This is a genomic window from Duganella sp. 1411 (assembly GCF_017833525.1).
Classification (GTDB): Bacteria; Pseudomonadota; Gammaproteobacteria; order Burkholderiales; family Burkholderiaceae_D; genus Rugamonas.
This window is the reverse complement of record NZ_JAFICD010000002.1, coordinates 849,380-872,951: the sequence shown is the minus strand read 5'-3', so window position 1 is coordinate 872,951 and position 23,572 is coordinate 849,380. Positions and strand designations below refer to the sequence as shown.

The window sequence follows — 23,572 nt, the reverse complement described above, 5'->3', positions numbered from 1 at the left end:
CGGCGGCCGCATGGCCGCCGCGCCGGTGGGTGGGGGAAGCGGCCGCGGCCGGACGGCCCGGGCGGGCCGCTGGCGCGGGACTCATTGGTAGCGCCGGATGGCGATGGTGCGCATCGGCGGGCGCGCCGGCGGCGCCGCAGTCACGGCCGCGGCCGGCGGCACCGGCTGATCGAGCGCGGCCAGCAGCGCGGCCGCGCGCTGTTCGGCCGCGTCGATGCTGGCCAGCTTGACGTGGCCGTAGCCGCGGATGGTCTGCGGCAGCTCGGCCAGCGCGACGACGGCGGCCAGGTTCTGCGCCGTCAGGCGCGGCAGCAGCGCCTCGAGGCGCGCCGCGTAGTCGCCGATCAGCTGGCGCTCGCGGCGCCGCTCGGCGCTGTAGCCGAACACGTCGAGCCGGGTGCCGCGCAGGCACTTGCCCTTGGCCAGCACCGGCAGCAGCCGGCCCAGCCACGGGCCGAAGGCGCGCTTGCGCGTGCCCAGCAGCGGCGGCGCCATGTGGAAGGTCAGCGTCAGATCGCCCTCGAACTGCTGGCGCAGCTCGCGCTGGAACTGGCCGTCCGAAAACAGCCGCGCCACCTCGTATTCGTCCTTGTAGGCCAGCAGCTTGCTGTAGTTACGCGCCACCGCCAGCGACAGCGCCGGCGCCGCCGCGGCGCCCAGCACGGCGCGCTCGCGCTCGCGCACGCGGGCCACGAAGGCTTCGAAATGCGCCGCCAGCGCGGCGTTCTGGTAGCGCGCCAGCATCGCGCCGCGGCGCGCCACCAAGGCCTCGAGGCTGTCGTCCGGCGGCGCCGCCGGCGCCTCGGCCAGGCCGCGCGGCAGCGGCGCGCCGCTGGCGGCCAGGCGCCCGGCGGCGAAGGCGGTCAGGTTGGCGTCGACCGCCACGCCGTTGAGCGCGATGGCCCGTTCGAGCGCCGCCAGGCCGACCGGGATCAGGCCGCGCTGCCAGGCAAAGCCCATCAGCAGGATGTTGGCCGTGACGGTATCGCCCATCAGCTGGCGCGCCAGCGCCTGGCCGTCGCATTCGGCCACGCGTTCGGCGCCGACGGCGTGGTGCAGCTTGTCCATCAGCGCGCCGGCGTGGTGCGGCGCGTCCGGATCGCGCACCATGGCGGCGGTGGGGAAGCGGTGGGTGTTGGCGACCACCCGGGTGTGGCCGTGGCGCAGGGTCTGCAGCGCGTCGGCGCCGGCGCCCACCACCATGTCGCAAGCGAGCATGGCGTCGCTCTGGCCGACGTCGATGCGGGCCTGGTGCAGGTCGGCGCCGGCCAGGGCCAGGCGCACGAACGACAGCACGGCGCCGCCTTTTTGCGCGAAGCCCATGAAGTCGAGCACCGAGGCCTGCTTTCCCTCAAGGTGGGCGGCCATCGACACCAGCGCGCCGACCGTCACCACGCCGGTGCCGCCGACGCCCGTCACCAGCAGGTTGTAGGGGCCCTGCCAGGCGTGCGCGGCCGGCGCCGGCAGGGCGGCGGCGGCGCGCCGCAGCGCCTGCGGGTCGACCTCGGCCGCGGCCGCCTTGCGCAGGGCGCCGCCGCGCACCGAGACGAAACTGGGGCAAAAGCCGTCGGCGCACGAGTAGTCCTTGTTGCACGACGATTGGTCGATCGCGCGCTTGCGGCCGTAGTCGGTCTCGAGCGGCGTGAGCGACATGCAGTTCGAGGCGGCGCCGCAATCGCCGCAGCCTTCGCATACGGCGCTGTTGATGACCAGCCGGCGCGCCGGCTCGGGCAATTGCTTTTTCTTGCGGCGCCGGCGCAGCTCGGCCGAGCAGGTCTGGTCGTAGATCAGCACGGTGACCCCCGCGATCTCGCGCAGGCGCCGCTGCACCGCGTCGAGCTCGTCGCGCCCGTGGAAGGTGGCCGGCGGCGGGAAGCGGCCGCGCAGGCCGGCGTATTTCTCCGGCGCGTCGCTGACCACGGCGATCGCCCGGGCGCCCTCGGCGTGCACTTGCCAGGCGATGGCGTCGACCGCCAGGTTGCCGTCGATCGGCTGGCCGCCGGTCATGGCCACGGCGTCGTTGTAGAGGATCTTGTAGGTGATGTTGGCGCGCCCGGCGATGGCCTGGCGGATCGCCAGGAAGCCCGAGTGGAAATAGGTGCCGTCGCCGAGGTTCTGGAACACGTGCGGGGTGGCGCTGAACATCGAATGGGCCACCCAGTCGACGCCCTCGCCGCCCATCTGGATCAGTCCGGTGGTGTCGCGCTCCATCCACGAGGCCATGAAGTGGCAGCCGATGCCGGCCTGGGCGCGCGAGCCGGCCGGCACCTTGGTCGAGCTGTTGTGCGGGCAGCCGGAACAGAAGTACGGCAGGCGCCGCACGCCGTCGGCGGCGTTCGACAGCGGCGCGGCCGGCGCGAAGCCGGGCAGCAGGGCGCGGCGGTCGAGCCCCGGATGGTGGCGCGCCAGCCAGGCCGCCAGCACGCCGGCCACGCGCGAGGGGCGCAGTTCGCCCTGGGCCGGCAGCAGCGGCGCGCCGCCGGCGTCGAGCTTGCCCAGCACCAGCGGGCGGGCGCCGTCGGGCAGGTTGTAGAACAGGTTGCGGATCTGCTGCTCGACCACCGGCCCCTTTTCCTCGATCACCAGGATTTCCTTCAAGCCGTCCTTGAAGCGCCCCAGCCGGGTCGGCTCGAGCGGATAGCTGAGCCCGACCTTGTAGAGGCGCACGCCGGCGCGCTCGAGCGCGTCGAGCCCCAGGCCCAGGCGGCGCAGCGCCTCGAGCACGTCGAGGTGGGCCTTGCCGCAGGTGACGATGCCGATCTCGGCGGCGGGGCTGGGGCACAGCAGCCGGTCGATCGCGTTGGCGCGCGCGAACGCGTGCACGGCGGCCAGCTTGTGCGCGTGGCGCGTCTCGATGGGCAGGCCCGGCAGGTCGGGCCAGCGGTAGTGCAGGCCGCCGGCCGGCACCGTGTACTCGGGCGGCTGCTCGAAGCGGGTGCGCACCGCGTCGAGGTCGACCGTGGCGCCGCTCTCGACGGTCTCGGAGATGGCCTTGAACCCCACCCACATGCCGGAAAAGCGCGACAGCGCCCAGCCGTACAGGCCGAATTCGAGGTAGTCGGCGATGCTGGCCGGATTGACGATCGGCATGTTCCAGCCCTGCATCGCGAAATCGCTCTGGTGCGGCATCGACGACGACACGCAGCCGTGGTCGTCGCCGGCGACCACCAGCACGCCGCCGTGCGGCGAGGCGCCATACACGTTGCCGTGCTTGAGCGCGTCGCCGGCGCGGTCGACGCCGGGCCCCTTGCCGTACCACAGCGCGAAGACGCCGGCGACGGTGCGCTCGGGGTCGGTCTCGACCTGCTGGCTGCCCAGCACGGCGGTGGCGGCCAGCTCCTCGTTGATGGCCGGCAGGAAGCGGATCTGCTGCGCCTCGAGCACGCCGCGCGCGCGCCACAGCGCCTGGTCGTAGCCGCCCAGCGGCGAGCCGCGGTAGCCGCTGATGAAGCCGGCCGTGTCGAGGCCGCGCTCGCGGTCGAGCCAGCGCTGCATCAGCGGCAGGCGCACCAGCGCCTGGGTGCCGGTCAGGAACACGCGGCCGTCGCGGGCCAGCAGGTTGTCTTCCAGCGCATAGTTGCTCAGGCGTACAACGCCCGGGTCGCCCACGACCATCTTATCCATCACTTCCACCTGTATTCTCCCATTGCCATGTGTGCGTCGGTGTGCCTCGTGTACGCGGACCGTTCCGGCGCGCCGGATACGGGGGGAAGGCGGCGCGCCCGCCGTGATTGCGGCCTGGAGCGCGTCCACCAAACTTTTTCGTCTATCGATATTCGATTGTCAAGATACGGGGCCGCGCCGCACCGCGCAATTCGCAAATGCTGAGTGCAGCGCTCCACAACGCTGATGCCGGCCGGCCTCAGCGCCGCTGATCCCGGCACTCAGCATTTGCGAGTTGTGCGCAGCCGGCCCCGGGCTTATCGTTGTTGTCGAGACGGCAAGCCGAACCCTCCCTTTTTTGTGAAGGCAGCACAGTTATGAGTTCATCTTTGACGCGCCGCATGGCGCTGTTGGACGGCGCCGACGGCCTGGCGCTGCTGGCGCAGGGCCTGCGCGGTATCGAACGCGAGGCGCTGCGGGTCGACCGCCGCGGCCACTTGGCGGCCAGCGCCCACCCGCCCGCGCTCGGTTCGGCCCTGACCCATCCGACCATCACCACCGATTACGCCGAGGCCCTGATCGAACTGATCACGCCGCCCGAGCGCGACACCGCCGCCATGCTCGACGGCTACGACGCGCTGCACCGCTTCGTGTTCGGCGGGCTGGGCGACGAAATGTTGTGGAGCCATTCGATGCCGTGCCGCCTGCCGGCCGAGGAGGACATCGCGATCGCCTGGTACGGCACCTCGCACATCGGCATGCTCAAGCATGTGTACCGGCGCGGCCTGGCGCTGCGCTACGGTAAAAGCATGCAGTGCATCGCCGGCATCCACTACAACTATTCGCTGCCGCCGGAGCTGTGGGAACGGCTGCGCGCGGTCGAGGGCGACGGCGAGACGGCGATGGGCTTCCAATCCGAAAGCTACATCGCCCTGATCCGCAACTTCCGCCGCTACGGCTGGCTGCTGATGTACCTGTTCGGCGCCGCGCCGGCGCTGTCGAACCACTTCCAGGGCGGCGGCGCCTTCCCGCTCGAGCAACTGTCGGCCGACACGGTGTACCTGCCGTACGCGACCAGCCTGCGCATGAGCGACATGGGTTACCAGAACGACGCCCAGGCCGGCCTGACGCCCGACTACAACACGCTCGACAGCTATATCACCAGCCTGGCGGCGGCGATGAACCACCCCTATCTGCCGTATGTCGAACTGGGCACGCGGCGCGCCGGCGAGTGGGTGCAGATCAACACCAACCGGCTGCAGATCGAGAACGAGTATTACTCGGCGATCCGGCCCAAGCGCGTGGTCCACAGCGGCGAGCGCCCGCTGCACGCGCTGGCCCAGCGCGGGGTGCAGTACGTCGAGGTGCGCTGCCTCGACGTCGACCCGTTCGAGCCGCTCGGCATCGCCGCCGGCACCTGTCATTTCCTCGACGCCTTCCTGCTGTTTTGCGCGCTGGAGGACAGTCCGCTCACGGGCGGCGACGAGAGCCGCGAAAACACCGAGAATTTCGCCCGCACCGTCAAGGAGGGCCGCCGTCCGGGCCTGCTGCTCGAGCGCCACGGCCGCCAGGTCGGCCTGCGCGACTGGGCCGGCGAACTGCTCGAGCGGATCGCGCCGATGGCCGCGCTGCTCGACCGCGCCCGCGGCGGCGCCGAGTGCGCCACCGCGCTGGCGGCGCAGCGCGCCAAGCTGGCCGACGTGGCGCTGACGCCGTCGGCGCGCGTGCTGGAGGCGATCCGCGCCGAGCAGGGCAGTTTCGACGCCTTCGCGCTGCGCCGCAGCGAGGAGCACGCGGCGCATTTCCGCGGCCGCCCGCTGGATCCGGCGGCGCTGGCGCGCTTCACCGCCGAGGCGGCGGCCTCGCTGGCCGAGCAGCAGCGCGTCGAGCGCGCCGACAGCGGCGAGTTCGGCCAGTTCGTCCAGCGCTACCAGGCCGGCGCGCGCTACCTGCCCGTGCCCGACGAGCCGTTGGCCCCGCAGCAGCGCGTGGCCTGAGCCGACCCACTATCCACCGGAGCCCTTACGCCATGCGCATCCTCCACGCCATGCTGCGCGTCACCGACCTCGACGCCGCGCTGCACTTTTACGAGCACGCCCTGGGCATGACGCCGCAGCGGCGCCACGACTATCCCGACGCCCGCTTCACGCGCGTGGTCGTCGCCCACGGCGCGGCGCCGGCGCAGGCCGCCATCGAGCTGACGCACAACTGGGACCGCCACGGCTACACCCACGGCGACGCCTTCGGCTACCTGGCGCTGGCGGTGGACGACGCCGCCGCCGTGTGCGCCAAGGTGCGGGCCCATGGCGGCACCGTCACGCGCGAGGCCGGGCCTATGAAACACGGCAACAACGTCATCGCCTTCGTGCAGGACCCGGACGGCTACCGCATCGAACTGATCGAGGAGAGCGCGTGCTACGATTGAGGCTGGCGCCACGGCGCGGCGCCCGCCATGCATTTTCTCCGCCACGTATTTTTTTAAAAGGGAACCACTGAATGGTGCAAGTATCAAACGCAAGCAAGGCCGGCCCGGCGCCGGCGCCGCAGCGACCGGGAGCGCGCACATGAGCGCGGGCATGAGCGCGCAGGCGCTGGCCCAGGCGGCCGTGGCCGCCGCGTGCGCGCTGACCGTGGCGCTGCCGGCGGCGGCGCGGGCGGCGGACCAAAAGCCCGGCGGCGCGACCGAAATCTGTTATGGCGTGGCCAAGGCCGGCCAGAATGAATGCGCCAATACCACCTGCTTCCATTTGTGCTCCGGCATGGCCACGGTCGATCGCGACCCGGGCGAATGGATGACCGTTCCGGCCGGCACCTGCACGGCGCTGGGCGGCAAGGTGGAGGCGGCGCCGCTGGCCTGCCCGGGCGCGGCGCCGGCCCGCACCGGCCCGCCGGCCGACGTCGCCGCCGGCGACGCGCTGTACCACCGCGGCGACGCGGCGCGCGCGCTGCCGGCGTGCGCCGCCTGCCACGGACCGAAGGGCAACGCCGGCGCGGCCGACTATCCGCACCTGGCCGGGCAGAACCCGGGCTACCTGGAGGGCCAACTGCGCGCCTTCCGCGACCACACCCGCGCCAGCCCGCTGATGAACACCGCCGTCGCCGCGCTGACCGAGGCCGACATCGCCAACCTGTCGGTCTATCTGTCCCGGCAAAAGCTCGGCGCCGTCGACCCCGGCCGCACCAGCGCGGTGGTGGCCGGCGCGGCGTTCCGCGATTGCGACGCCGCGTGCCCGGAGATGGTGCCGCTGCCGGCCGGGCGCTTCGTGATGGGTTCGCCGGCCGGCGAGCGCGGACGCTTCGGCAATGAAACCCAGCATCCGGTCGAGATCGCGCGGCCGTTCGCCATCGGCCGCTTCAGCGTGACGTTCGCGCAGTTCGACGCCTGCGTCAAGGACGGCGGCTGCGACGGCTACCGTCCGGCCGACGAGGGCTGGGGGCGCGGCGACCGGCCGGCCGTCAACGTCAGCTGGAACGACGCCCAGGGCTACCTGCGCTGGCTGTCGGCCAAGAGCGGCGCGCGCTACCGCCTGCCCACCGAGGCCGAGTGGGAATACGCGGCGCGCGCCGGCACCGTCACGGCGCGCTGGTGGGGCGACGACATCACCCGCGGCGACGCCAAGTACGGCCCGGACGATTGTCCGCAGCAGAAGCATTGCGGCGGCGTGGCCTCCGGCGCCGGCAACTGGCTCACCACCGCGCCGGTGGGCAGCTTCGCGCCCAATCCGGCGGGGCTGTACGACGTGCTGGGCAATGTGTGGCAGTGGACCGCCGATTGCTGGCACAGCGACTACGAGGGCGCGCCGAAGGACGGCAGCGCCTGGGTGGAGGCCGGTTGCAAGAAGCGCGTGGCGCGTGGCGGCTCGTGGACCGACACGCCCGCCTTCGTGCGCGCGGCCACCCGCCTGGGCCTGGGCGGGGAGGGGCGGCGCGGCTGGATCGGCTTGCGCGTGGTGCGCGAGATGGACACCCCGCCCGCCGCCGCGGCGCGCTCCGGCGCGGCGCCGGCCGGCGCCCGCGGCCGGCCCTGATGCGGGCGGCGGCGCCGGCGCCGATGGTCGGCGTCGGCCTGCGCGGCGCGCATTACCGGGACTTTCTGGCGCGGCGCCAGCCGGTGGACTGGCTCGAGGTCCACAGCGAGAATTACCTGGCCGAGGGCGGCTGGGACTTGCACGTGCTCGAAACGCTGCGCGCCGACTATCCGGTCGCGCTGCACGGCGTCGGCATGGGCATCGGCTCGGTGCACGGCTTCTCGCGCGAGCACCTAGGGCGCGTCGCCGCCCTGGCGCGGCGCATCGACCCGATGCTGGTGTCGGAACACCTGTGCTGGAACGCCACGGCCGACGCCGCGCTCAACGACTTGCTGCCGTTGCCGCTGAACGGCGCCAGCCTGGAACTGGTGTGCCAGCGCGTGGCGCTGATCCAGGACGTGCTGCGCCGCCCCATCCTGCTGGAGAACGTCTCGACCCACCTGCGCTTTCCCGGCGACAGCTGGGGCGAGACCGATTTCCTGGCCCAGGTGGCGCGCCGCACCGGCTGCGGCGTGCTGCTCGATATCAATAACCTGTATGTCAATCAATGCAACCACGGCGAGGACGCGCTGGCCGCGATGGCGGCGCTGGCGCCGGGCCTGGTGGGCGAGCTGCATCTGGCCGGCCACTGCGACGACGGCGGCGTGCTGGTCGACCACCATGGCGCGCCGGTGGCCGGCGCCGTGTGGGACTTGTACCACGCCGCCGTGCGCCGCTACGGCGCGGTGCCGACGCTGGTCGAATGGGACACCAACCTGCCGCCGTTCGCCACGCTGCTCGACGAGGTGGCGCGCGCGCGGGCGCTGGCGGCAACCGTGATGGCGGCTGGCGATGACGCTTGAGGAGCTGGCGCGCCTGCAGGCGGCGTTCGGCGCGCAGATCAGCGCGCCCACGCCGGACGCGGGCGCGCTGGCGCCGTGGCTCGGCGCCGACGCCGGCGCCGACGGCCTGGCGCGCTATGGCCAGGCGCTGCGCCAGCACCACCTGCGTTCGCTGGAGCTGGTCTATCCGGTGCTGCGCGCGCTCGGCGGCGCGCCCTGGTTCGCGGCGCTGGCGCGCGCCTATGGCGCCGCCCATCCCTCGCGCAGCGCCGACCTGGCCCGTTTCGGCGCCGACCTGGCCGCGTTCCTGGACACCTGGCCGGGCGCCGCCGCGCACCGCTACTTCGCCGACGTGGCGTGGCTCGAATGGCTGCTGCACCAGGCCCATGGCGCGCCCGACGCCGCCGCCGTGACGCTCGACGATGTGCGGGCGGCCGGCGCCAGCCAGTTCGACGCCTGGCGCCTGGCGCTGCATCCGGCGGCGGCGCTGTTCCGCTCGCGCTGGCGGGCGGCGGCGATCTGGCTGGCGCACCAGGCGCCGGCGGCGCACGCCATGCCGGCCAGCGCCGAGGGCGACACGCTGGCGCTGGTGTACCGTGGCGGCTGGACGGCGCGGGTGCGCGAGCTTGACGCGGCCGAGGCCGCCGCGCTCGAGGTGCTGGCCGCCGGCGCCACGCTGGGCGAGGCGCTGGCGGCGGCGCAGGCGGCGCACGGTCCGGCCGGCGCGCCGTTCGCGCCGGCGCCGTTGCTGCTACGCTGGCTGGATGATGGCGTGCTGGTGCGCGCCGACGCTGAGATGCGGAACGCCGTAAGCGGTCATTGATGAGCCGCCGATAACGCATGCATGGCGGATTACGCTGCGCTAATCCGCCCTACGTGGTTCCGATGTCTGCTTAACTTAGCGTAGGGCGGATTAGGCGGAACGCCGTAATCGGCCATCGATGAGCCGCCGATGACGCACGCATGGCCGATTACGCTGCGCTAATCCGCCCTACAGGGGCCGATTACAGTGGCCAGCCGCCCGTGCCCCAGCCGGTGGCGTCGAGCGGATAGGCGTCGGCGGGCGCGGTCGCCGCCCGCTCCGCGCGGCCGGGTGCGACGCGCCGCGTCAACCACGACAGCAGGCGGCTCACCGCGCGCCCCCGGTCGCCGTCGCCGCCGCGCGATAGGCGGCAGCGGCGGCGAGGCCAAGGGAAAGGAGAACGGGAACGGCGGCAACGGCTACAGCTGGCATGTCGGTCTCGATCGAAGTGGCGATGCATTCATCGTAGCGCCGCGCCGGGCGCGCCACAAGGCGTGCGGCGCGCAATCTATCTGTGCGTCCGGCGCCTTGTCGCCGGGGCGCCGGCAAATCATGTTAAGGTGGGAAACCATGTCAATACCGGATCTGAACCTGCTCATCACCCTCGATGTCCTGCTGACCGAGGGCAGCGTCACGCGCGCCGCCCAGCGCTTGCGCCTGAGTCCGTCGGCCATGAGCCGCGCGCTGGCGCGCCTGCGCGAGACCACCGGCGATCCGCTGCTGGTGCGCGCCGGCCGCGAACTGGTGCCGACGCCGCGCGCGCTCGAGCTGCGCGAGCGCGTCGGCCCGCTGCTGGGGGAGGCGCTGGCCGTGCTGGCGCCGGCGCGGCAACTGGACCCGCGCCAGCTCGAGCAGACCTTCACACTGCGCGCCAGCGACGGTTTCGTGGAAAATTTCGGCCCGGCGCTGCTGGCGCACATCGGTGCCCAGGCGCCCGGGGTGCGCTTGCGCTTCGTGCAGAAAAGCGACCGCGAGAGCGTGCTGCTGCGCGAGGGCAGCGTCGACCTGGAAACCGGCGTGATCGGCGGCTTCACCAGCCCCGAGGTGCGCGCGCGCCGCCTGTTCGCCGACCGCTTCGTCGGCGTGGTGCGCCAGGGCCACGCGCTGGCGCGCGGCGAGATCGATATCGCGCGCTACGCCGCCGGCCAGCACGTGCTGGTGGCGCGGCGCGACCAGGACACCGGGCCCATGGACGAGGCGCTGGCGGCGCACGGCATGCACCGCACGATCGCCAGCATCGTCGGCGGCTTCACGGCCGCGCTGGCGCTGGCGGCCGGCTCCGACCTGATCGCCACCGTGCCGGAACGGCACACCGGCAACCTGCGCGCCGGCATGTTCAGCTTCGCGCTGCCGCTGCGCATGCCGGAGTTGACCGTGTCGCTGATGTGGCATCCGCGCATGGACGCCGATCCGGCCCACCGCTGGCTGCGCGGCTGCGTGGTCGAGGCCTGCGCCGGCCGGCCGGCCGCGGACTGAGGCCGGGGCCGGCGGCAGGTTATTGCCGCAGCGCCGGCGCGTCGGCGTCGAAGCCGCCCGCCATGGCCGTGTAGCCGCGCGCGGTGGCGATGGCGACGTCGCGGTGCGCCGTCACCAGCTGCTCCTCGGCGGCCAGCGCGATGCGTTCGGCCTCGAGCACGCCGAGCAGGCTCTCGCCGCCCTCCTGGTAGCGCACCCGCGCCAGCCGCGCGCTGTCCTGCGCCAGCTGGTGCGCCGTGCGCAGTTCGGCGTGCCGGGCGCGCAGCTGCACCCAGCGCGAAATGGCGTTGTCGGCATCCTCCAGCGCCAGCGCCAGCGCCTTGTCGAAGCCGGCCTGCGCGGCCAGCACCTCGGCGCCGGCCGCGCGCGCCCGGGCGCGGCGCGTGCCGCCGTCGAACAGCGGCAGCGACAAGGCGGCGCCGGCGTGCCAGCGCGCCGCGTCGCCGCCGTTCCAGTCGCCGGCCACGCCGGCGGCGCCGAACAGCGCGCCCAGGCTGATGCGCGGGAAGCGGTCGGCGATGGCCGCGCCCTCGCGCGCGCTGGCCGCCGCCAGCGCCTGTTCGGCGGCGCGCACGTCGGGCCGGCGCAGCAGCAGGTGGGCCGGCTCGTCGGTCAGCAGCGTGGTCGGCAGCGCCAGCGGCAGCGGCCGGTCGAGCGCCAGCAGTTCCGGCGCGTCGAGCCGCTGTCCGGTCAGGCTGGCGAGGCGGTTGCGCGCGACGCGCTCTTCCGCTTCCAGGCTGGGCAGGCGGGCGCCGGCCAGGCGCATCTGCGCCTCGGCGCGCATGCGCTCGGCCGGCGCGGCGCGCCCGGCGTCGACGCGCTCGCGCACCAGGCGCAAGGTGCCTTCCTGGTTGGCCAGCTGCTCGCGCAGGCTGGCGCGCAGTTGCTGGGCGCCGCGCAGTTCCAGATAGGCGTCCACCACCTGCGCCACGATCAGGCGCCGCACGTCGTCGCGCACGGCGGCGCTCTCGGCGGCCGAGGCGTCGGCCGCCGCCACGCTGTGGCGCACGCGGCCGAACAGGTCGAGCTCCCAGTTGAAGACCGCGGCCCATTGGACCGGCGAGGCCACGCGCGCCTGGCCGTCGCTGGTTTCGATCGCGGCCAGCCGGGAACGCCCGGCCGAGGCGTCGAGATCGAGCGAGGGCAGGCGGGCGCCGCGCGCCGCCCGCGCGAACTCGCCGGCGGCGGCCAGGCGCGCGGTGGCGATGCGCACGTCGTAGTTGTCGCGCCAGGCCCGTTGCACCAGTTGCCCGAGCCCGGCGTCGCCCAACTCCTGCCACCATAGCGCCGGCGGCGGGCCGGCGCGCAGCCCCGCGGCGCCTGCCGCGCCGGCGGCCGACGGCAGCGCCGCCGGCACCGCCTCCGGCGCGCGCTGCGCGGTGGGCGTGCCGACCGCGCAGCCGGCCAGGCCCATCAGCAGCGCCAGCAGCGGCGCGGCGCGGCGCGCGCCCGGCGCCGGGGCGGTGGTGTGCGTTATCTGTTTCAATTGCTTCATCTGCTTCAAGTGCTTCATGCGGCCTCCCCGACCGGTGCCGCGCGGAGGGCGGGCGCGGCGCGGCGCCTGCTCAGCACGGTGAAAAACAATGGTGTGAACAACAGGCCCGACAGCGTCACGCCCAGCATGCCGGCGAACACGGCCGTGCCCATCGATTGGCGCATCTCGGCGCCCGGGCCGGTCGAGAACATCAGCGGGATCGCGCCCAGCAGGAACGCCAGCGACGTCATCAGGATCGGCCGCAGCCGCGTGCGGGCCGCGCCGATGGCCGCCGCGCGGGCGTCGGCGCCGGCGGCCATCGCCTGGCGCGCGAACTCGACGATCAGGATGGCGTTCTTGGCCGCCAGGCCGATCAGCACCACGATGCTGATCTGGGTCAGCACGTTGTTGTCCAGGCCGCGCCAGGACACGCCCAGCAGCGTCGCCAGCACGCAGCTGGGCACGATCAGCACCACCGACAGCGGCAGCAGCCAGCTCTCGAACAGCGCCGCCAGCAGCAGGTACACCAGCAGCACGGCCAGGCCCAGCACCAGGCCGGTGCTGCCGCCGGCGTGTTTCTCCTGCAGCGCCAGTTCGGTCCACTCGTAGTCGAAGCCGGCCGGCAGGCGCGCCTTGAGCAGCGCCTCCATGGCGGCGATGGTCTGCCCGGTCGAGTAGCCCTGGCGCGTGTTGCCCTGGATCTCGGCGCCGGGATACAGGTTGTAGCGCGGCACGCGGAACGGCGCCGTGCCCTCGCTGAAGGTGGCCAGGCCGCCCAGCGGCACCATGGCGCCGTCGTTGGCGCGCGTCTTGAGCGCGGCCAGGTCGGCCACGCCGCGGCGGTACGGCGCGTCGGCCTGGGCGGTGACGCGCCAGACCCTGCCCATCAGGTTCATGTCGTTGACGAACACCGGCGCCATGTAGCTTTGCAAGGTCTCGTTGACCCGCTGCAGCGGCACGCCCAGGTACTCGGCCTTGGTGCGGTCGATGTCGACCTTGATCTGCGGGCTCATGGCGTTGTACGGCGTGAACGCGCCCATCACCGACGGCAGCTTGGAGGCCTCGGCGACGATGCCGCGCGCGGCCGCCTGCAGCGCCTGCGGCCCCAGGCCGGCGGTGTCGCGCAGGATCAGCTTGAAGCCGCCGCCGGTGCCGATGCCGGGCACCGACGGCGGCGGGATCACCATCACGCGCGCCGCGCTGATCGGCGCCAGCTTGCCGCGCAGCGCGCCCAGCATGGCCGGGCCGTCCAGGCCGTCGCTGGCGCGGTCGCCGAAGTCCTTGTACATGGTGAAGATGACGGCCGCGTTGGGCGCCGAGGTGAACGTGGCGCCGTCGGTGCCGACGAAGGCGGCGGTGTGGGCCACGCCCGGGTGGCTCATCAGGCGGGCGGTGGCGTCGCGCACCACCTCGCTGGTGCGCGCCAGCGTCGAGCCGGCCGGCAGCTGGATCGAGACGATCGCGTAGCCGCGGTCGAGCTGGGGCACGAAGCCGCGCGGCGTCACGTCCAGGCGCCACACGGTCAGGCCCGCCACCGCCAGGTACACCGGCAGCATCAGCCAGCGGCGCGACAGGATGCGGCCGGTCAGCCCGACGTAGCGCCCGGTCAGGCGGGCGAACCCGCCGTTGAACACGCGCATCCAGCGCGCGCCCAGGGCGTTGGGGTCGCGCCGCGGCTTGAGCAGCAGCGCCGCCAGCGCCGGCGACAGCGTCAGCGAGGTCAGCGCCGAGATCACGGTGGAGGCGGCGATGGTGACGGCGAACTGGCGGTAGAACATGCCGGAGATACCGTCGATGAAGGCGGTCGGCACGAACACGGCCACCAGCACCAGCGCGATGGCGATCAGCGCGAAGCCGACCTCGTCCATGCTGCGCTGGGCGGCGGCGACCGCGCCCAGGCCTTCCTCCATGTGCCGCTCGACGTTTTCCACCACCACGATGGCGTCGTCGACGACGATGCCGATCGCCAGCACCAGGCCGAACAGCGAGAGCGTGTTGAGCGAGTAGCCCAGCGCGCCGAGCACGGCGAAGGTGCCCACCAGCGACACCGGAATGGCCAGGATCGGGATCACGGCCGCGCGCCACGAGCCCAGGAACAGCAGCATGGCCAGGCACACCAGCAGCGCCGCCTCGAAGATGGTGTCGCGCACCTTGTCGATCGAGGCGCGGATGTACTTGGTCGGGTTGTAGTGCGCGTGGAAGGCGACGTCGCGCGGGAAGTCGGCGCGCATGCGCTCCAGTTCGGCCAGCACGCGCTCGCCGGTGGCCAGCGCGTTGGCGCCCGGCAGCAGGTTGATGCCCAGCGCGATCGCCGTGCGGTTGTCGACGAAGCCGCTTTCGGTGTAATCCTGGGCGCCCATCTCGACCCGCGCCACGTCGCGCAGGCGCACCACGCCGCCGTCGGCGGGGGCGGCGACCACGATGGATTCGAACTCGGCGACGTCGCGCAGCCGGCTTTGCGCCTGCACCTGCACCTGGTAGGCGCCGCCGTCATCGACGCCGGGCGGCTGGTTCAGGGCGCCGGCGGCGACCTGGGAGTTGGCTTGCCGCACCGCCGCGATCACGTCCGCGCCGCTCAGCCCGCGCGCGGCCACGCGCGCCGGATCGAGCCAGATGCGCATCGAGAAGTCGCGCGCGCCGCGGCTGTAGATGTCGCCCACGCCCTCGACCCGGGCCAGCTTGTCCTTGACGGCGGTGCCGATGAAGTTGGAGATGTATTGCTGGTCGCGGGTGCCCTCGGGCGAATCGAACAGCACCACCATCAGCAGGTCGGGCGAGGACTTCTTGACGGCCAGGCCGAGCCGGCGCACCGCCTCGGGCAGGCGCGATTCGGCCACCGCCACGCGGTTTTGCACCAGCGACTGGGCCTGCTCGACGTCGGTGCCGGGCTTGAACACCACGCTGATGGTGAGCTTGCCGTCGCCGACCGATTGCGACGACAGGTAGAGCATGCCGTCGACGCCGTTGATCTCCTGTTCGATCGGGGCGGCGACGGTGTCGGCGATCTCCTGCGCCGAGGCGCCCGGGTAGGTCGCCTTGACGGTCACCGTGGGCGGCACGATCTCGGGATATTCCGAGATCGGCAGGCGCAGGGCCGACACCGCGCCCACCAGGGTGACCAGGATCGAGAGCACGATGGCGAACACCGGGCGGCGGATGAAGAATTGGGAAAAACGCATGGCCGCCCCCTTATGCGCCGTTGGCGCGCGCGGCGGCCACCAGCACCTGGTCGCCCGGCTTGACCTTGGCCGCGCCGGAGACGATCACGCGCTCGCGGGCGCCGAGGCCGGACAGCACGATCTGGCGGTCGCCGCGCAGCCCGCCCAGTTCGAGCCGGCGCGGCGCCACCTTGCCCGCCTCGTCCACCACCAGCACCATTTTTTTGTTCTGGTCGCTGAGGATGGCGGCGTCGGGCACCAGCAGGCGCGTCTGCGCGTTGCCGACCGGGATGCGCACGCGCGCGAAACTGCCCGGCATGACGGCGTGGTCGGCGTTGGCCAGGCTGGCGCGCAGGCGCACCGTGCCCGAGCGGGCGCCGATCTCGTTGTCGACGAAGTCGACCGTGGCGTCGCGCACCGGACCGCCGTCGAGCGACAGTTCGACCCGGGCCGGCAGCTTGTCCTGCTGGCGCAGGCGTTGGAAGTCGGCCTCCGACAAGTCGACCACGGCGCGCGCGGGGCTGTGGGCGACGATGGTGGTGAGCACGCCGCCCTGGGCGGCGCCGCCGGCGACATAGTTGCCGACATCGACGCGGCGGTCCGAGACGGTACCGGCGATCGGCGCGCGCATGGTGGTGAAGGACAGCTCCAGTTCGGCCGCGCGCAGTTCCGCCTGGCTCAGCAGCACGGCCGCCTGCGCGCCTTCCAGTTCGCCGCGGGCGCGCTCGAGTTCCTCGGTGCTGCCGGCGCCGGTGCGCTGCAGGCGGTCGCTGCGCTCGAACTGGGCCTGGGCCAGCTTGCGGCGGGCGCCGGCCTGGGCCAGGCCGGCCTGGGCGCGGTCGCGCGCGGCCGCGAACGGCCGCGGGTCGATCACGAACAGCGGGTCGCCGGCCTTGACCTGCTGGCCGTCGCGGAAGGTGATTTGCTGCAGGTAGCCCGACACGCGCGAACGCACCTCGACCCGTTGCGACGGTTCGATGCGGCCGGTGTATTCGAGGCTGGCCTGCACCATGGAGGTTTCGGGCAGCGCCACGGAGACGGTGGCCGGGGGCGGCGGGCCGCCGGCGGCCGCCTCGGAGCGGGCGCAGCCGGACAGGGTGGCGCTGGCGGCCAGGGCCAGCAGCGATAACAGCGCCGCCGGCAGCGGCGGGATGGGACGGGGGAGCTTCATGCTTGGTCTCCAGAAGGCGAAGGGGTTTGGATCGGGGCGCGGCGGAGCGCGAAAATGGCCAGCGCGGCGGCGATCAGCGCGCTGGCCACGGCGAAGGTGGCATGCATGCCACGGATCATGGCGACGGGTGGGGCGGCGGCGATGTCGCTGGCGCCGGCGAAGTAGGCGAACACGGCACCCATCATCGAGGCGCCGGTGACCAGGCCGAGGTTGCGCGACAGATTGAGCATGCCGGACACGAGGCCGCGCTGGTCGGCGGCGATGTCGCCCATCACGGCGGTGTTGTTGGCCGCCTGGAACAGCGCGTAGCTGGCCGTGAGCAGCATGATCGGCGCGGCATAGCCGGGGATGCCCAGGGTGGCCGGCGTCAGCGCTAGCGCCAGGCAGGCCGCCACCGCGCCGCACAGGCCGGCGCCGCCCATGCGGCGGGCGCCGTAGCGGTCGACCAGCCAGCCGGACGGCACGCCGCAAAAGGCCGCCACCAGCGGCCCGGCCGCCAGCACCATGCCGGTCACGGCCGGGCCCAGGCCGAGGCCGCGGCTGAGGTAAAACGGACCGACCACCAGGGTGGCCATCATGACCGTCGCCACCAGCAGGCTGGTGGCCAGGCCGGCGCTGAGCACGGGCGCGCGCAACATGGCCAGGCGGATCAGCGGCGCCGGCGCCTTGAGCTCGACGCGCACGAACAGCGCGGCGCCGGCGCACGCGGCCAGCAGCAGCGCCACGTTGCGCGCGCCGAACTGGCCGCGCCCGAGCGTCATGGCCAGCGCGTAGGCGGCCAGCGTCACGGCCAGCAGCAGGGTGCCGCGGTGGTCGAACACGGGCCGCTTGGCGTCGGCGGCGCGCGGGTCGGCCGGCAGGAAGCGGTACACCAGCAGCAGCGCCAGCAGCGCCGGCGCGACGTTGACGAGGAAAATGGCCTGCCAGCCGAAGCTTGCGATCAGCAGGCCGCCGAGCGCGGGGCCGAGCGTGGTGCCGACCGCCGACATGGTGCCGAGCAGGCCCATGGCGCTGCCGGTGCGGGCCTTGGGCACGACGCCGCCGACAAAGGCCATGGTCAGCGCCATCATGACGGCCGCGCCCAGGCCCTGCAGCGCGCGCGCGGCGACCAGCAGCCACAGCGACGGCGCCAGCGCGCACAGCACCGAGGCGGCGGCGAACAGCGCGATGCCGGCCAGCAGCAGGCGGCGCCGGCCGACCATGTCGCCGAGGCGTCCGACGCTGACGATCAGGGCGGTGATGGCCAGCAGGTAGGCCAGCACGATCCATTGCACGTTCTGGAACGGCGCGTGAAGGGCCCGGGCCATGTCGGGCAGGCCGACGTTGGCGATGCTGGTGCCCAGCGCCGGCAGCAGCATGGACAGCGACAGGCTGGCGAGGGCGCCGCGCACGGACATGGACAGCGGGGCGCCGGCGGCGGGGGCCGGCGCGGTGTGCTGGCCGGGGGGGATGGGTTTCAATGGCAGGTTCATGGAGTGGCTTGTTTATCCGATAAGGGTGATGACATGGTACGGCGGGGTGTGACATGGCGGAAGGCGCATCATTTGCACTTTGCTCTTGCGTCAGACGCCATGTCTGGGGGCGGGCTAGGGCATTTGGTCCATCTCGAACGCCGGGCGGCTGTCGACCTGCTGGTAGCGGACGATGCGCGCGGGGATGCCGGCGACGGTGCAATGGGCGGGCACGTCGTGCAGCACCACGCTGCCGGCGGCGACCTTGCTCATGGCGCCGATTTCGATGTTGCCGAGGATTTTGGCGCCCGCGCCCAGCATCACGCCCGAGCGGATTTTCGGGTGGCGGTCGCCGTGTTCCTTGCCGGTGCCGCCCAGCGTGACGTTTTGCAGGATCGAGACGTTGTCGTCGACGACGGCGGTTTCACCGATGACGATGCCGGTGCCGTGGTCGAGCATGACGCCCGAACCGAGGCGCGCGGCGGGATGGATGTCGATGGCGAACACCATCGCCGCGTGGCTGGACAGGGCGAACGCGGCCTCCTTGCGCTCGGCCCGCCACAGGCTGTGCGCGATGCGGTAGGTCTGCAAGGCGTGAAAGCCTTTCAGGTTGAGCAGGGCGTGCAGGGCGTCGGGGCAGGCCGGATCGCGTTGCACGATCGCCTGCAGGTCGGCCGCGATGCTGGCGACGATGTCCGGCCGGGTGGCCAGGATATCCTCGAACAGCGGCCGCAGCACGGCCGGGTGGATGTCGCGCGCGCCCAGGCGCCGCGCCAGCACGGCGGCGATCAGCGCGGCGGGGCTGCGGCGCGAGAGGACGAGTTCGTCGAGCGTGGGGCGCAGCAGCGGTTCGCGGACGGCGAGCCGCGCCGCCGCCTCGCATACTTGTCCCCAGATGCCGTCGAGGGCGGGGCGATGGCTGGCCGCGCCCTCGATCCGGCGCGGCGGAGGTGCGGGTGGCTGAAGGCTGGCGAAGGTCAAGGAGGTCATGGTGGCGCCTGTCGGCATAGGAGGAGTGGAGGAAGGCGCGCGGCCTCAACACCGGCGCCGGCTGGCAACCCCCGCCCGCTTTGACGGGCCGGGCTGCTGGGATTGCGGATACACGATAAGCCGCTGCGGGCGGCGGAAGCAAATCGTAAATACTGAGCGCGCGGCTCACGATTGCTGATGCTAAGTCGCTGGCGCCGGGGGGCAGCACGGAGCCGCCCCGGTGGGGCGTGGCCGGTGATGTGTTTTGGGGCTTCCGTCTTGGTTGGTTGCCTGTTATAATCTTGCCTTCGCCGAATAGGCGGTGCAGGACCATTAGGAGAGGTGGCAGAGTGGTCGAATGTACTTGACTCGAAATCAAGCGTACGTTAAATCGTACCGTGGGTTCGAATCCCACCCTCTCCGCCAGTAATATAAAAACCCGCTTCGGCGGGTTTTTTCATTTGGCGCGTCCCCGCGCCATGGCGGACCGCCGCTATGCCCCCCCCCCCACACACGATGACGAGCCGCCCCGGGGCCGGCCCGCCTGTTTCTTTAAATAAAATAAATCTTGACAATAAAATATAGTTATCTCATGCTCCACATAATCATCCCGACGCCTCTACCGGCTGCCTGAGGCAGGAAGCGGGGGAGCTAAACCCGCCGCTTGGTTGTATGAAGATAATTCGACGTGTCTGTGTTGCCATCTTGTTGTTGCTGCCCCGGCTGATCAGCGCGGCCCCGCTCCCCGCCGTTGCGGCGGAATACCAGCTACCGGGCGCGGAACTGCAGGCCATCGTCGATGCCCCCGCCGCGCCGACCTATCTCGGCGGCCCGCTGCGCCGCGTGGTGGCCCAATTCGGGCGCGCGGCGATGCCCGACTTGAAGGTGGTGGATGAGCAGACCATCAGCCTGGCCGGCGTGACCATCAGTACCAAATTTCACGCCGGTGCCCGTACGCAATTTAGCAATTCCTTGTCGCTCCTCTCCATCGCCGACGGCAAACCCGTCGCGGTACGCGGCTTGCCCCCCGCGCCCCGCATCGCCGATGCCCGTTTTTCTCCCGACGAGCAATGGCTCGCCCTGAGCTTGTGGGAGGACGATGGCGTCAAATTATGGCTGGTGGATGTCAAGGCCGCGCGCGCCCGGCGCTTGCTGTCGCTGCCGCTGAACAGCGTGCTGAGCACCGGTTTCGCCTGGCTGGCGGGTTCCGACACCCTGCTGGTGAGCCTGGTGCCTGCGCGGCCGTCCCGCGCCGAACCGACGCCCCGCAAGAACGTTCCCGTCATGACGGAGTTTCTTGCCAACGCGGCACCGCAGCCGCGAACCGGCGCCGATCACCTCAAGAGCCTGCAGGACGCGGACGTGCTGGACTGGTACCTCGCCAGGCAGTTGGCGCGGGTCGACGTCGGCGGGCGGGTCACGAAGCTTGGCGCCCCCGACCGGTTCCTGGCCGTGGCGGCGTCGCCGGACGGCCGTTATTTGCTCGCCAGCCGGCTGCTGCGCCCGTATTCGGATGCCGTCGCCGTGGATCGCTTCCCCCGCGTTACCGAGGTGCTGGACCGGGAGGGCGCACGCGTAATTGGCTTGCACGAAAACGGCGCCTGGGAGCGTGGCGGCACCGACCGCGACGTCGTGGAAGCGGGCCCGCGCCAGTTCGGGTGGCGCGCCGACGCCCCGGCGACGCTGTATTGGGCCAGCGCGCTCGATGACGGCGACCCCGCCCGGGCCGCCGACTACCGCGACGCGGTGTACATGCGGGCGGCGCCGTTCCGCCAGCCGCCCGTTTTACTGGCGCGTCTGAAGGGCCGGCTTGCCCGGATCATGTGGGGAAGCGATGACCTGGCGGTGGCGGCCGAGCGCTGGGGGCGGCAGCGCTCGACCCGCACCTGGCGCCTGCGGCCCGGCCAGGCGGACGCCGCGCCGACGCTGATGTTTGAGGTGGCGGACGGCGATCGCTACGGCGATCCCGGCAAGCCGCTGCAGCGCACGCTGGCAAACGGCGAGCAGGTGCTGGCGACCACCGGCGACGACCAGGCGCTGGTCTTTTCGGCCGACGGCGCCGGGCCGGAGGGCGATCAGCCGCTGATCAGCCGCTACAACCTGGCGGACGGGCGCTTCACGACCCTCTGGCGCTCGCGGGCGCCGTATTATGAAAAGGTGCTGGCGTTGCTGGACCGCGATGGCCGGCGTTTCGTCACCCAGCGCGAAAGCAGCAACGAGCCGCCCAATCTGTACGTGCGCGAGGGCGACGGCGCCGCGCGCCAGCTGACGCACCACGCCAGCCCGGCGCCGTGGATGTCCGCGGTCGAATCCCGCCAGCTCGCTTATGTGCGCGCCGATGGCGTGCCGCTGTCGGCCAAGCTCTACTTGCCGCCGGGGTATCGCGCCGAGGCCGACGGCCGCCTGCCGGTGCTGGTGTGGGTCTATCCGCAGGAGTTCCGGTCCAAATCGGCGGCGGCGCAGGTCCAGGGATCGCCCTACCGCTACGCCGCGGTCGATCCCCGCGGGCCGTTGCCGATGCTGCGGCTGGGCTATGCCGTGCTGGACGGGCCAGCCATGCCGATCATCGGCGACGCCGGCGCGGCGCCGAACGATAGCTATGTCGGCCAGCTCGCGGCGTCGGCCGAGGCGGCCGTCGCCGAGATCGTCCGCATCGGGGTCGCCGACCCGCGCCGCATCGCCGTTGGCGGGCACAGCTACGGGGCCTTTACCGTCGCCAATTTGCTGGCGCACACCAAACTGTTCGCCGCCGGGGTGGGCCTGTCGGGCGCCTATAACCGCACGCTGACGCCGTTTGGCTTCCAGCTCGAGGCGCGCGCGCTGTGGCAGGCGCCGCAGGTGTACCAGGCGATGTCGCCATTCAATTACGCCGATCAAATCAACGCCCCTTTGCTGCTGGTGCACGGGCTCGATGACAGCAATCCCGCCACGCCGTATCTGCAGAGCGAACGGATGTTTTCGGCGCTCAAAGGCCTGGGCCGCACCACGCGGCTGGTCGGCTTGCCGCGCGAGGACCATCTGTACCGCGCGCGCGAATCGATCCTGCACGTGCTGTGGGAGGAGCAGCGCTGGCTGGACCGCTTTGTCAAACACGGCGGCGAAGAAAAATGACTCAAAATGGCACAGGGGCGGCATCGATGATACGCGCGCGCGCGCCGCTGCGTCTGGGCTTGGCGGGGGGAGGGACCGACGTCTCGCCCTACTGCGATCTGTACGGGGGCATGGTGCTAAACGCGACCATCGGCCGCTATGCCTACGCGGAACTGGCGCACGGCGCCGATGGCGCTTGCGTGTTGCGCTCGATCGATCAGGGGCTGCGCGTCCGCTGCGTGCCGGGTGAAACCTTCACGCCACCCGGCGGGCTGGCGCTGCACTGGGCCGTGTATAACGAAGTCATCCGTCGTTACCGCGGCGGACGGCCGATGGCCGTCGAGCTCAGCACTTTTTGCGATCTGCCGACCGGCTCCGGCCTGGGCGCCTCGTCCACCATCGTGGTCGCCATGTTAAAGGCGTTCGACGAGTTTCTCGGCCTGGGCATGAGCGCCTATGCGATCGCCGAGCTGGCGTTTTATATCGAGCGGGTCGCGTGCGGTTTTCACGGCGGCAGGCAGGATCAGTTCGCGGCGGCTTTCGGCGGCTTCAATTTCATGGAATTCGGCCCCGAGCGCGCGGCATCGATCCACCCGGTGCAGGTCCCCGACTGGATGCTGTGCGAGCTGGAGGCCTCCATTATTCTGTATTACACGGGGACCTCGCGCGTCTCGGCCGAGATCATCACCGATCAAAGCATGAACATCCGCGGCGGCGTCAAAACCGCGCTGCAGGCCAGCCATGCCTTGAAGGACGAGGCCATATCGCTGCGCGACAGCCTGCTGCGCGGCGATTTATCGGGCGTGGTCGGGTCCATGCGGACAGGCTGGGAAAACAAGAAAAAACTGTCGGCGTCCATCAGCAATCCCCGGATCGACGCCATTTATGACGCGGCGCTACAGGCCGGCGCGATGGCGGGCAAGGTGTCCGGCGCCGGCGGCGGCGGCTTCATGATGTTCCTGGCGCCGTTGGCGGCGCGTCCGCGCGTCGTCCAGGCCTTGCTGCGTTTCGGCGGGGAGATCGGCGCCTGCCGGTTCGAGCCGCGCGGCGCGCACGCCTGGCGCGTGCGGTCGGCCGCCGGCGCCTCGCTGGCGGCCGCCGCGGCGGGGCCGATATGCGCGTGACGCGGCGGTTGCGCCCGGGTTCCGCCGGCATCCGTCCGGCGCCCGCAGATTGCCTTGACTATAAATTAAATGTAATTAAAATGCAAAATCCGGTTTGCTTGATTTAAGGCACGGAAGCGCTTCGGTAATCGCCGGGCGTTAAATGTAACTCTAAGGAGCATTTATGGAAAAGATTGTCGCTGAAGAGAAGATTATCGCTGAGCTCAAACGCGAAGAAGTCGCCGAAGTCGCCGGTGGCGCGACGCTGAGCGAGAAGCTGGTCAATGTGCGCGACTGGGACGCCAGCGTCATCGAGGGCTGCTGTGGCCAGAGCTGCTGCGAGCAGAACCAGGAGATGGCCTGGGAATAAGCCCATTACCGGCTTGTCATGGAATGTTAGCTAGAAGCTAGTTGGGATTTCGTGAC

Annotated in this window: 16 protein-coding genes and 1 tRNA gene; 10 read left to right on the top strand and 7 right to left on the bottom strand. The window is 71.8% G+C overall.

Translation table 11 applies throughout. The features are described 5' to 3' along the window. Positions 1-81: 81 nt before the first annotated feature. Positions 82-3,615, bottom strand: a complete 3,534-nt coding sequence (locus tag JOD97_RS15460) for an indolepyruvate ferredoxin oxidoreductase family protein (protein ID WP_209720458.1) — start codon at positions 3,613-3,615, stop codon at positions 82-84. 365 nt (positions 3,616-3,980) lie between these two features. Here JOD97_RS15460 and gshA point away from each other — a divergent pair, with 365 nt between their 5' ends. The 5 genes from gshA (at position 3,981) to JOD97_RS15435 (ending at position 9,275) form a co-directional block, all read left to right on the top strand. After that, the gene (gshA, locus tag JOD97_RS15455) at positions 3,981-5,600 is read left to right on the top strand and encodes a glutamate--cysteine ligase (protein WP_209719359.1); all 1,620 of its coding nucleotides are present in this window, start codon (positions 3,981-3,983) and stop codon (positions 5,598-5,600) included. A 32-nt stretch (positions 5,601-5,632) separates the two neighbouring features. Further along, positions 5,633-6,028, top strand: coding sequence for a lactoylglutathione lyase (gene gloA / locus JOD97_RS15450; protein WP_209719355.1), 396 nt, complete (start codon positions 5,633-5,635; stop codon positions 6,026-6,028). A gap of 139 nt (positions 6,029-6,167) precedes the next feature. After that, positions 6,168-7,631, top strand: coding sequence for an SUMF1/EgtB/PvdO family nonheme iron enzyme (locus tag JOD97_RS15445; RefSeq protein WP_209719352.1), 1,464 nt, complete (start codon positions 6,168-6,170; stop codon positions 7,629-7,631). Beyond that, positions 7,631-8,473, top strand: coding sequence for a DUF692 domain-containing protein (locus JOD97_RS15440; RefSeq protein WP_209719349.1), 843 nt, complete (start codon positions 7,631-7,633; stop codon positions 8,471-8,473). The genes JOD97_RS15445 and JOD97_RS15440 overlap by 1 nt, the downstream gene beginning before the upstream one ends. Next, positions 8,463-9,275 (top strand): putative DNA-binding domain-containing protein, encoded by an 813-nt coding sequence (locus tag JOD97_RS15435; RefSeq protein WP_209719346.1) that lies wholly within the window; start codon positions 8,463-8,465, stop codon positions 9,273-9,275. Before JOD97_RS15440 ends, JOD97_RS15435 begins: the two co-directional genes overlap by 11 nt. A 181-nt stretch (positions 9,276-9,456) precedes the next feature. Here the strand turns inward: JOD97_RS15435 and JOD97_RS32995 are convergent, their stop codons facing one another. Continuing rightward, complete coding sequence (locus tag JOD97_RS32995; RefSeq protein WP_255585456.1) at positions 9,457-9,585, bottom strand: hypothetical protein; 129 nt, start codon at positions 9,583-9,585, stop codon at positions 9,457-9,459. Positions 9,586-9,824: 239 nt separating this feature from the next. Here JOD97_RS32995 and JOD97_RS15430 point away from each other — a divergent pair, with 239 nt between their 5' ends. Next, positions 9,825-10,730 carry a LysR family transcriptional regulator gene (locus tag JOD97_RS15430; protein ID WP_209719343.1) on the top strand — a complete coding sequence of 302 codons (906 nt, stop codon included), beginning with the start codon at positions 9,825-9,827 and terminating at the stop codon, positions 10,728-10,730. Between the two features lie 19 nt (positions 10,731-10,749). Here the strand turns inward: JOD97_RS15430 and JOD97_RS15425 are convergent, their stop codons facing one another. From JOD97_RS15425 to cysE, 5 genes are all read right to left on the bottom strand, one after another. After that, entirely contained in the window at positions 10,750-12,243 is a 1,494-nt protein-coding gene (locus tag JOD97_RS15425; protein ID WP_209719340.1) for an efflux transporter outer membrane subunit, read from the bottom strand. Next, on the bottom strand, positions 12,240-15,383 hold the full coding sequence (locus JOD97_RS15420) for an efflux RND transporter permease subunit (protein WP_209719338.1): 3,144 nt from the start codon (positions 15,381-15,383) through the stop codon (positions 12,240-12,242). The genes JOD97_RS15425 and JOD97_RS15420 overlap by 4 nt, the downstream gene beginning before the upstream one ends. A gap of 10 nt (positions 15,384-15,393) precedes the next feature. Continuing rightward, complete coding sequence (locus JOD97_RS15415) at positions 15,394-16,533, bottom strand: efflux RND transporter periplasmic adaptor subunit (RefSeq protein WP_209719336.1); 1,140 nt, start codon at positions 16,531-16,533, stop codon at positions 15,394-15,396. Beyond that, positions 16,530-18,005 (bottom strand): MFS transporter, encoded by a 1,476-nt coding sequence (locus JOD97_RS15410; RefSeq protein ID WP_209719333.1) that lies wholly within the window; start codon positions 18,003-18,005, stop codon positions 16,530-16,532. The genes JOD97_RS15415 and JOD97_RS15410 overlap by 4 nt, the downstream gene beginning before the upstream one ends. A 114-nt stretch (positions 18,006-18,119) precedes the next feature. Further along, entirely contained in the window at positions 18,120-18,974 is an 855-nt protein-coding gene (gene cysE, locus JOD97_RS15405; protein WP_209719331.1) for a serine O-acetyltransferase, read from the bottom strand. 315 nt (positions 18,975-19,289) lie between these two features. On the opposite strand from cysE, the gene JOD97_RS15400 reads away from it, so the two are divergent. The 4 genes from JOD97_RS15400 to JOD97_RS15385 all read left to right on the top strand — a co-directional run bounded on the left by JOD97_RS15400 (position 19,290) and on the right by JOD97_RS15385 (position 23,516). Next, positions 19,290-19,379: transfer RNA gene (locus JOD97_RS15400), tRNA-Ser, on the top strand. Positions 19,380-19,658: 279 nt separating this feature from the next. After that, complete coding sequence (locus tag JOD97_RS15395) at positions 19,659-22,064, top strand: S9 family peptidase (protein ID WP_209719328.1); 2,406 nt, start codon at positions 19,659-19,661, stop codon at positions 22,062-22,064. Beyond that, entirely contained in the window at positions 22,061-23,167 is a 1,107-nt protein-coding gene (locus tag JOD97_RS15390; RefSeq protein ID WP_209719325.1) for a dehydrogenase, read from the top strand. Before JOD97_RS15395 ends, JOD97_RS15390 begins: the two co-directional genes overlap by 4 nt. Positions 23,168-23,330: 163 nt before the next feature. Then, entirely contained in the window at positions 23,331-23,516 is a 186-nt protein-coding gene (locus tag JOD97_RS15385) for a hypothetical protein (protein ID WP_209719322.1), read from the top strand. The last annotated feature ends 56 nt before the right edge of the window (positions 23,517-23,572 follow it).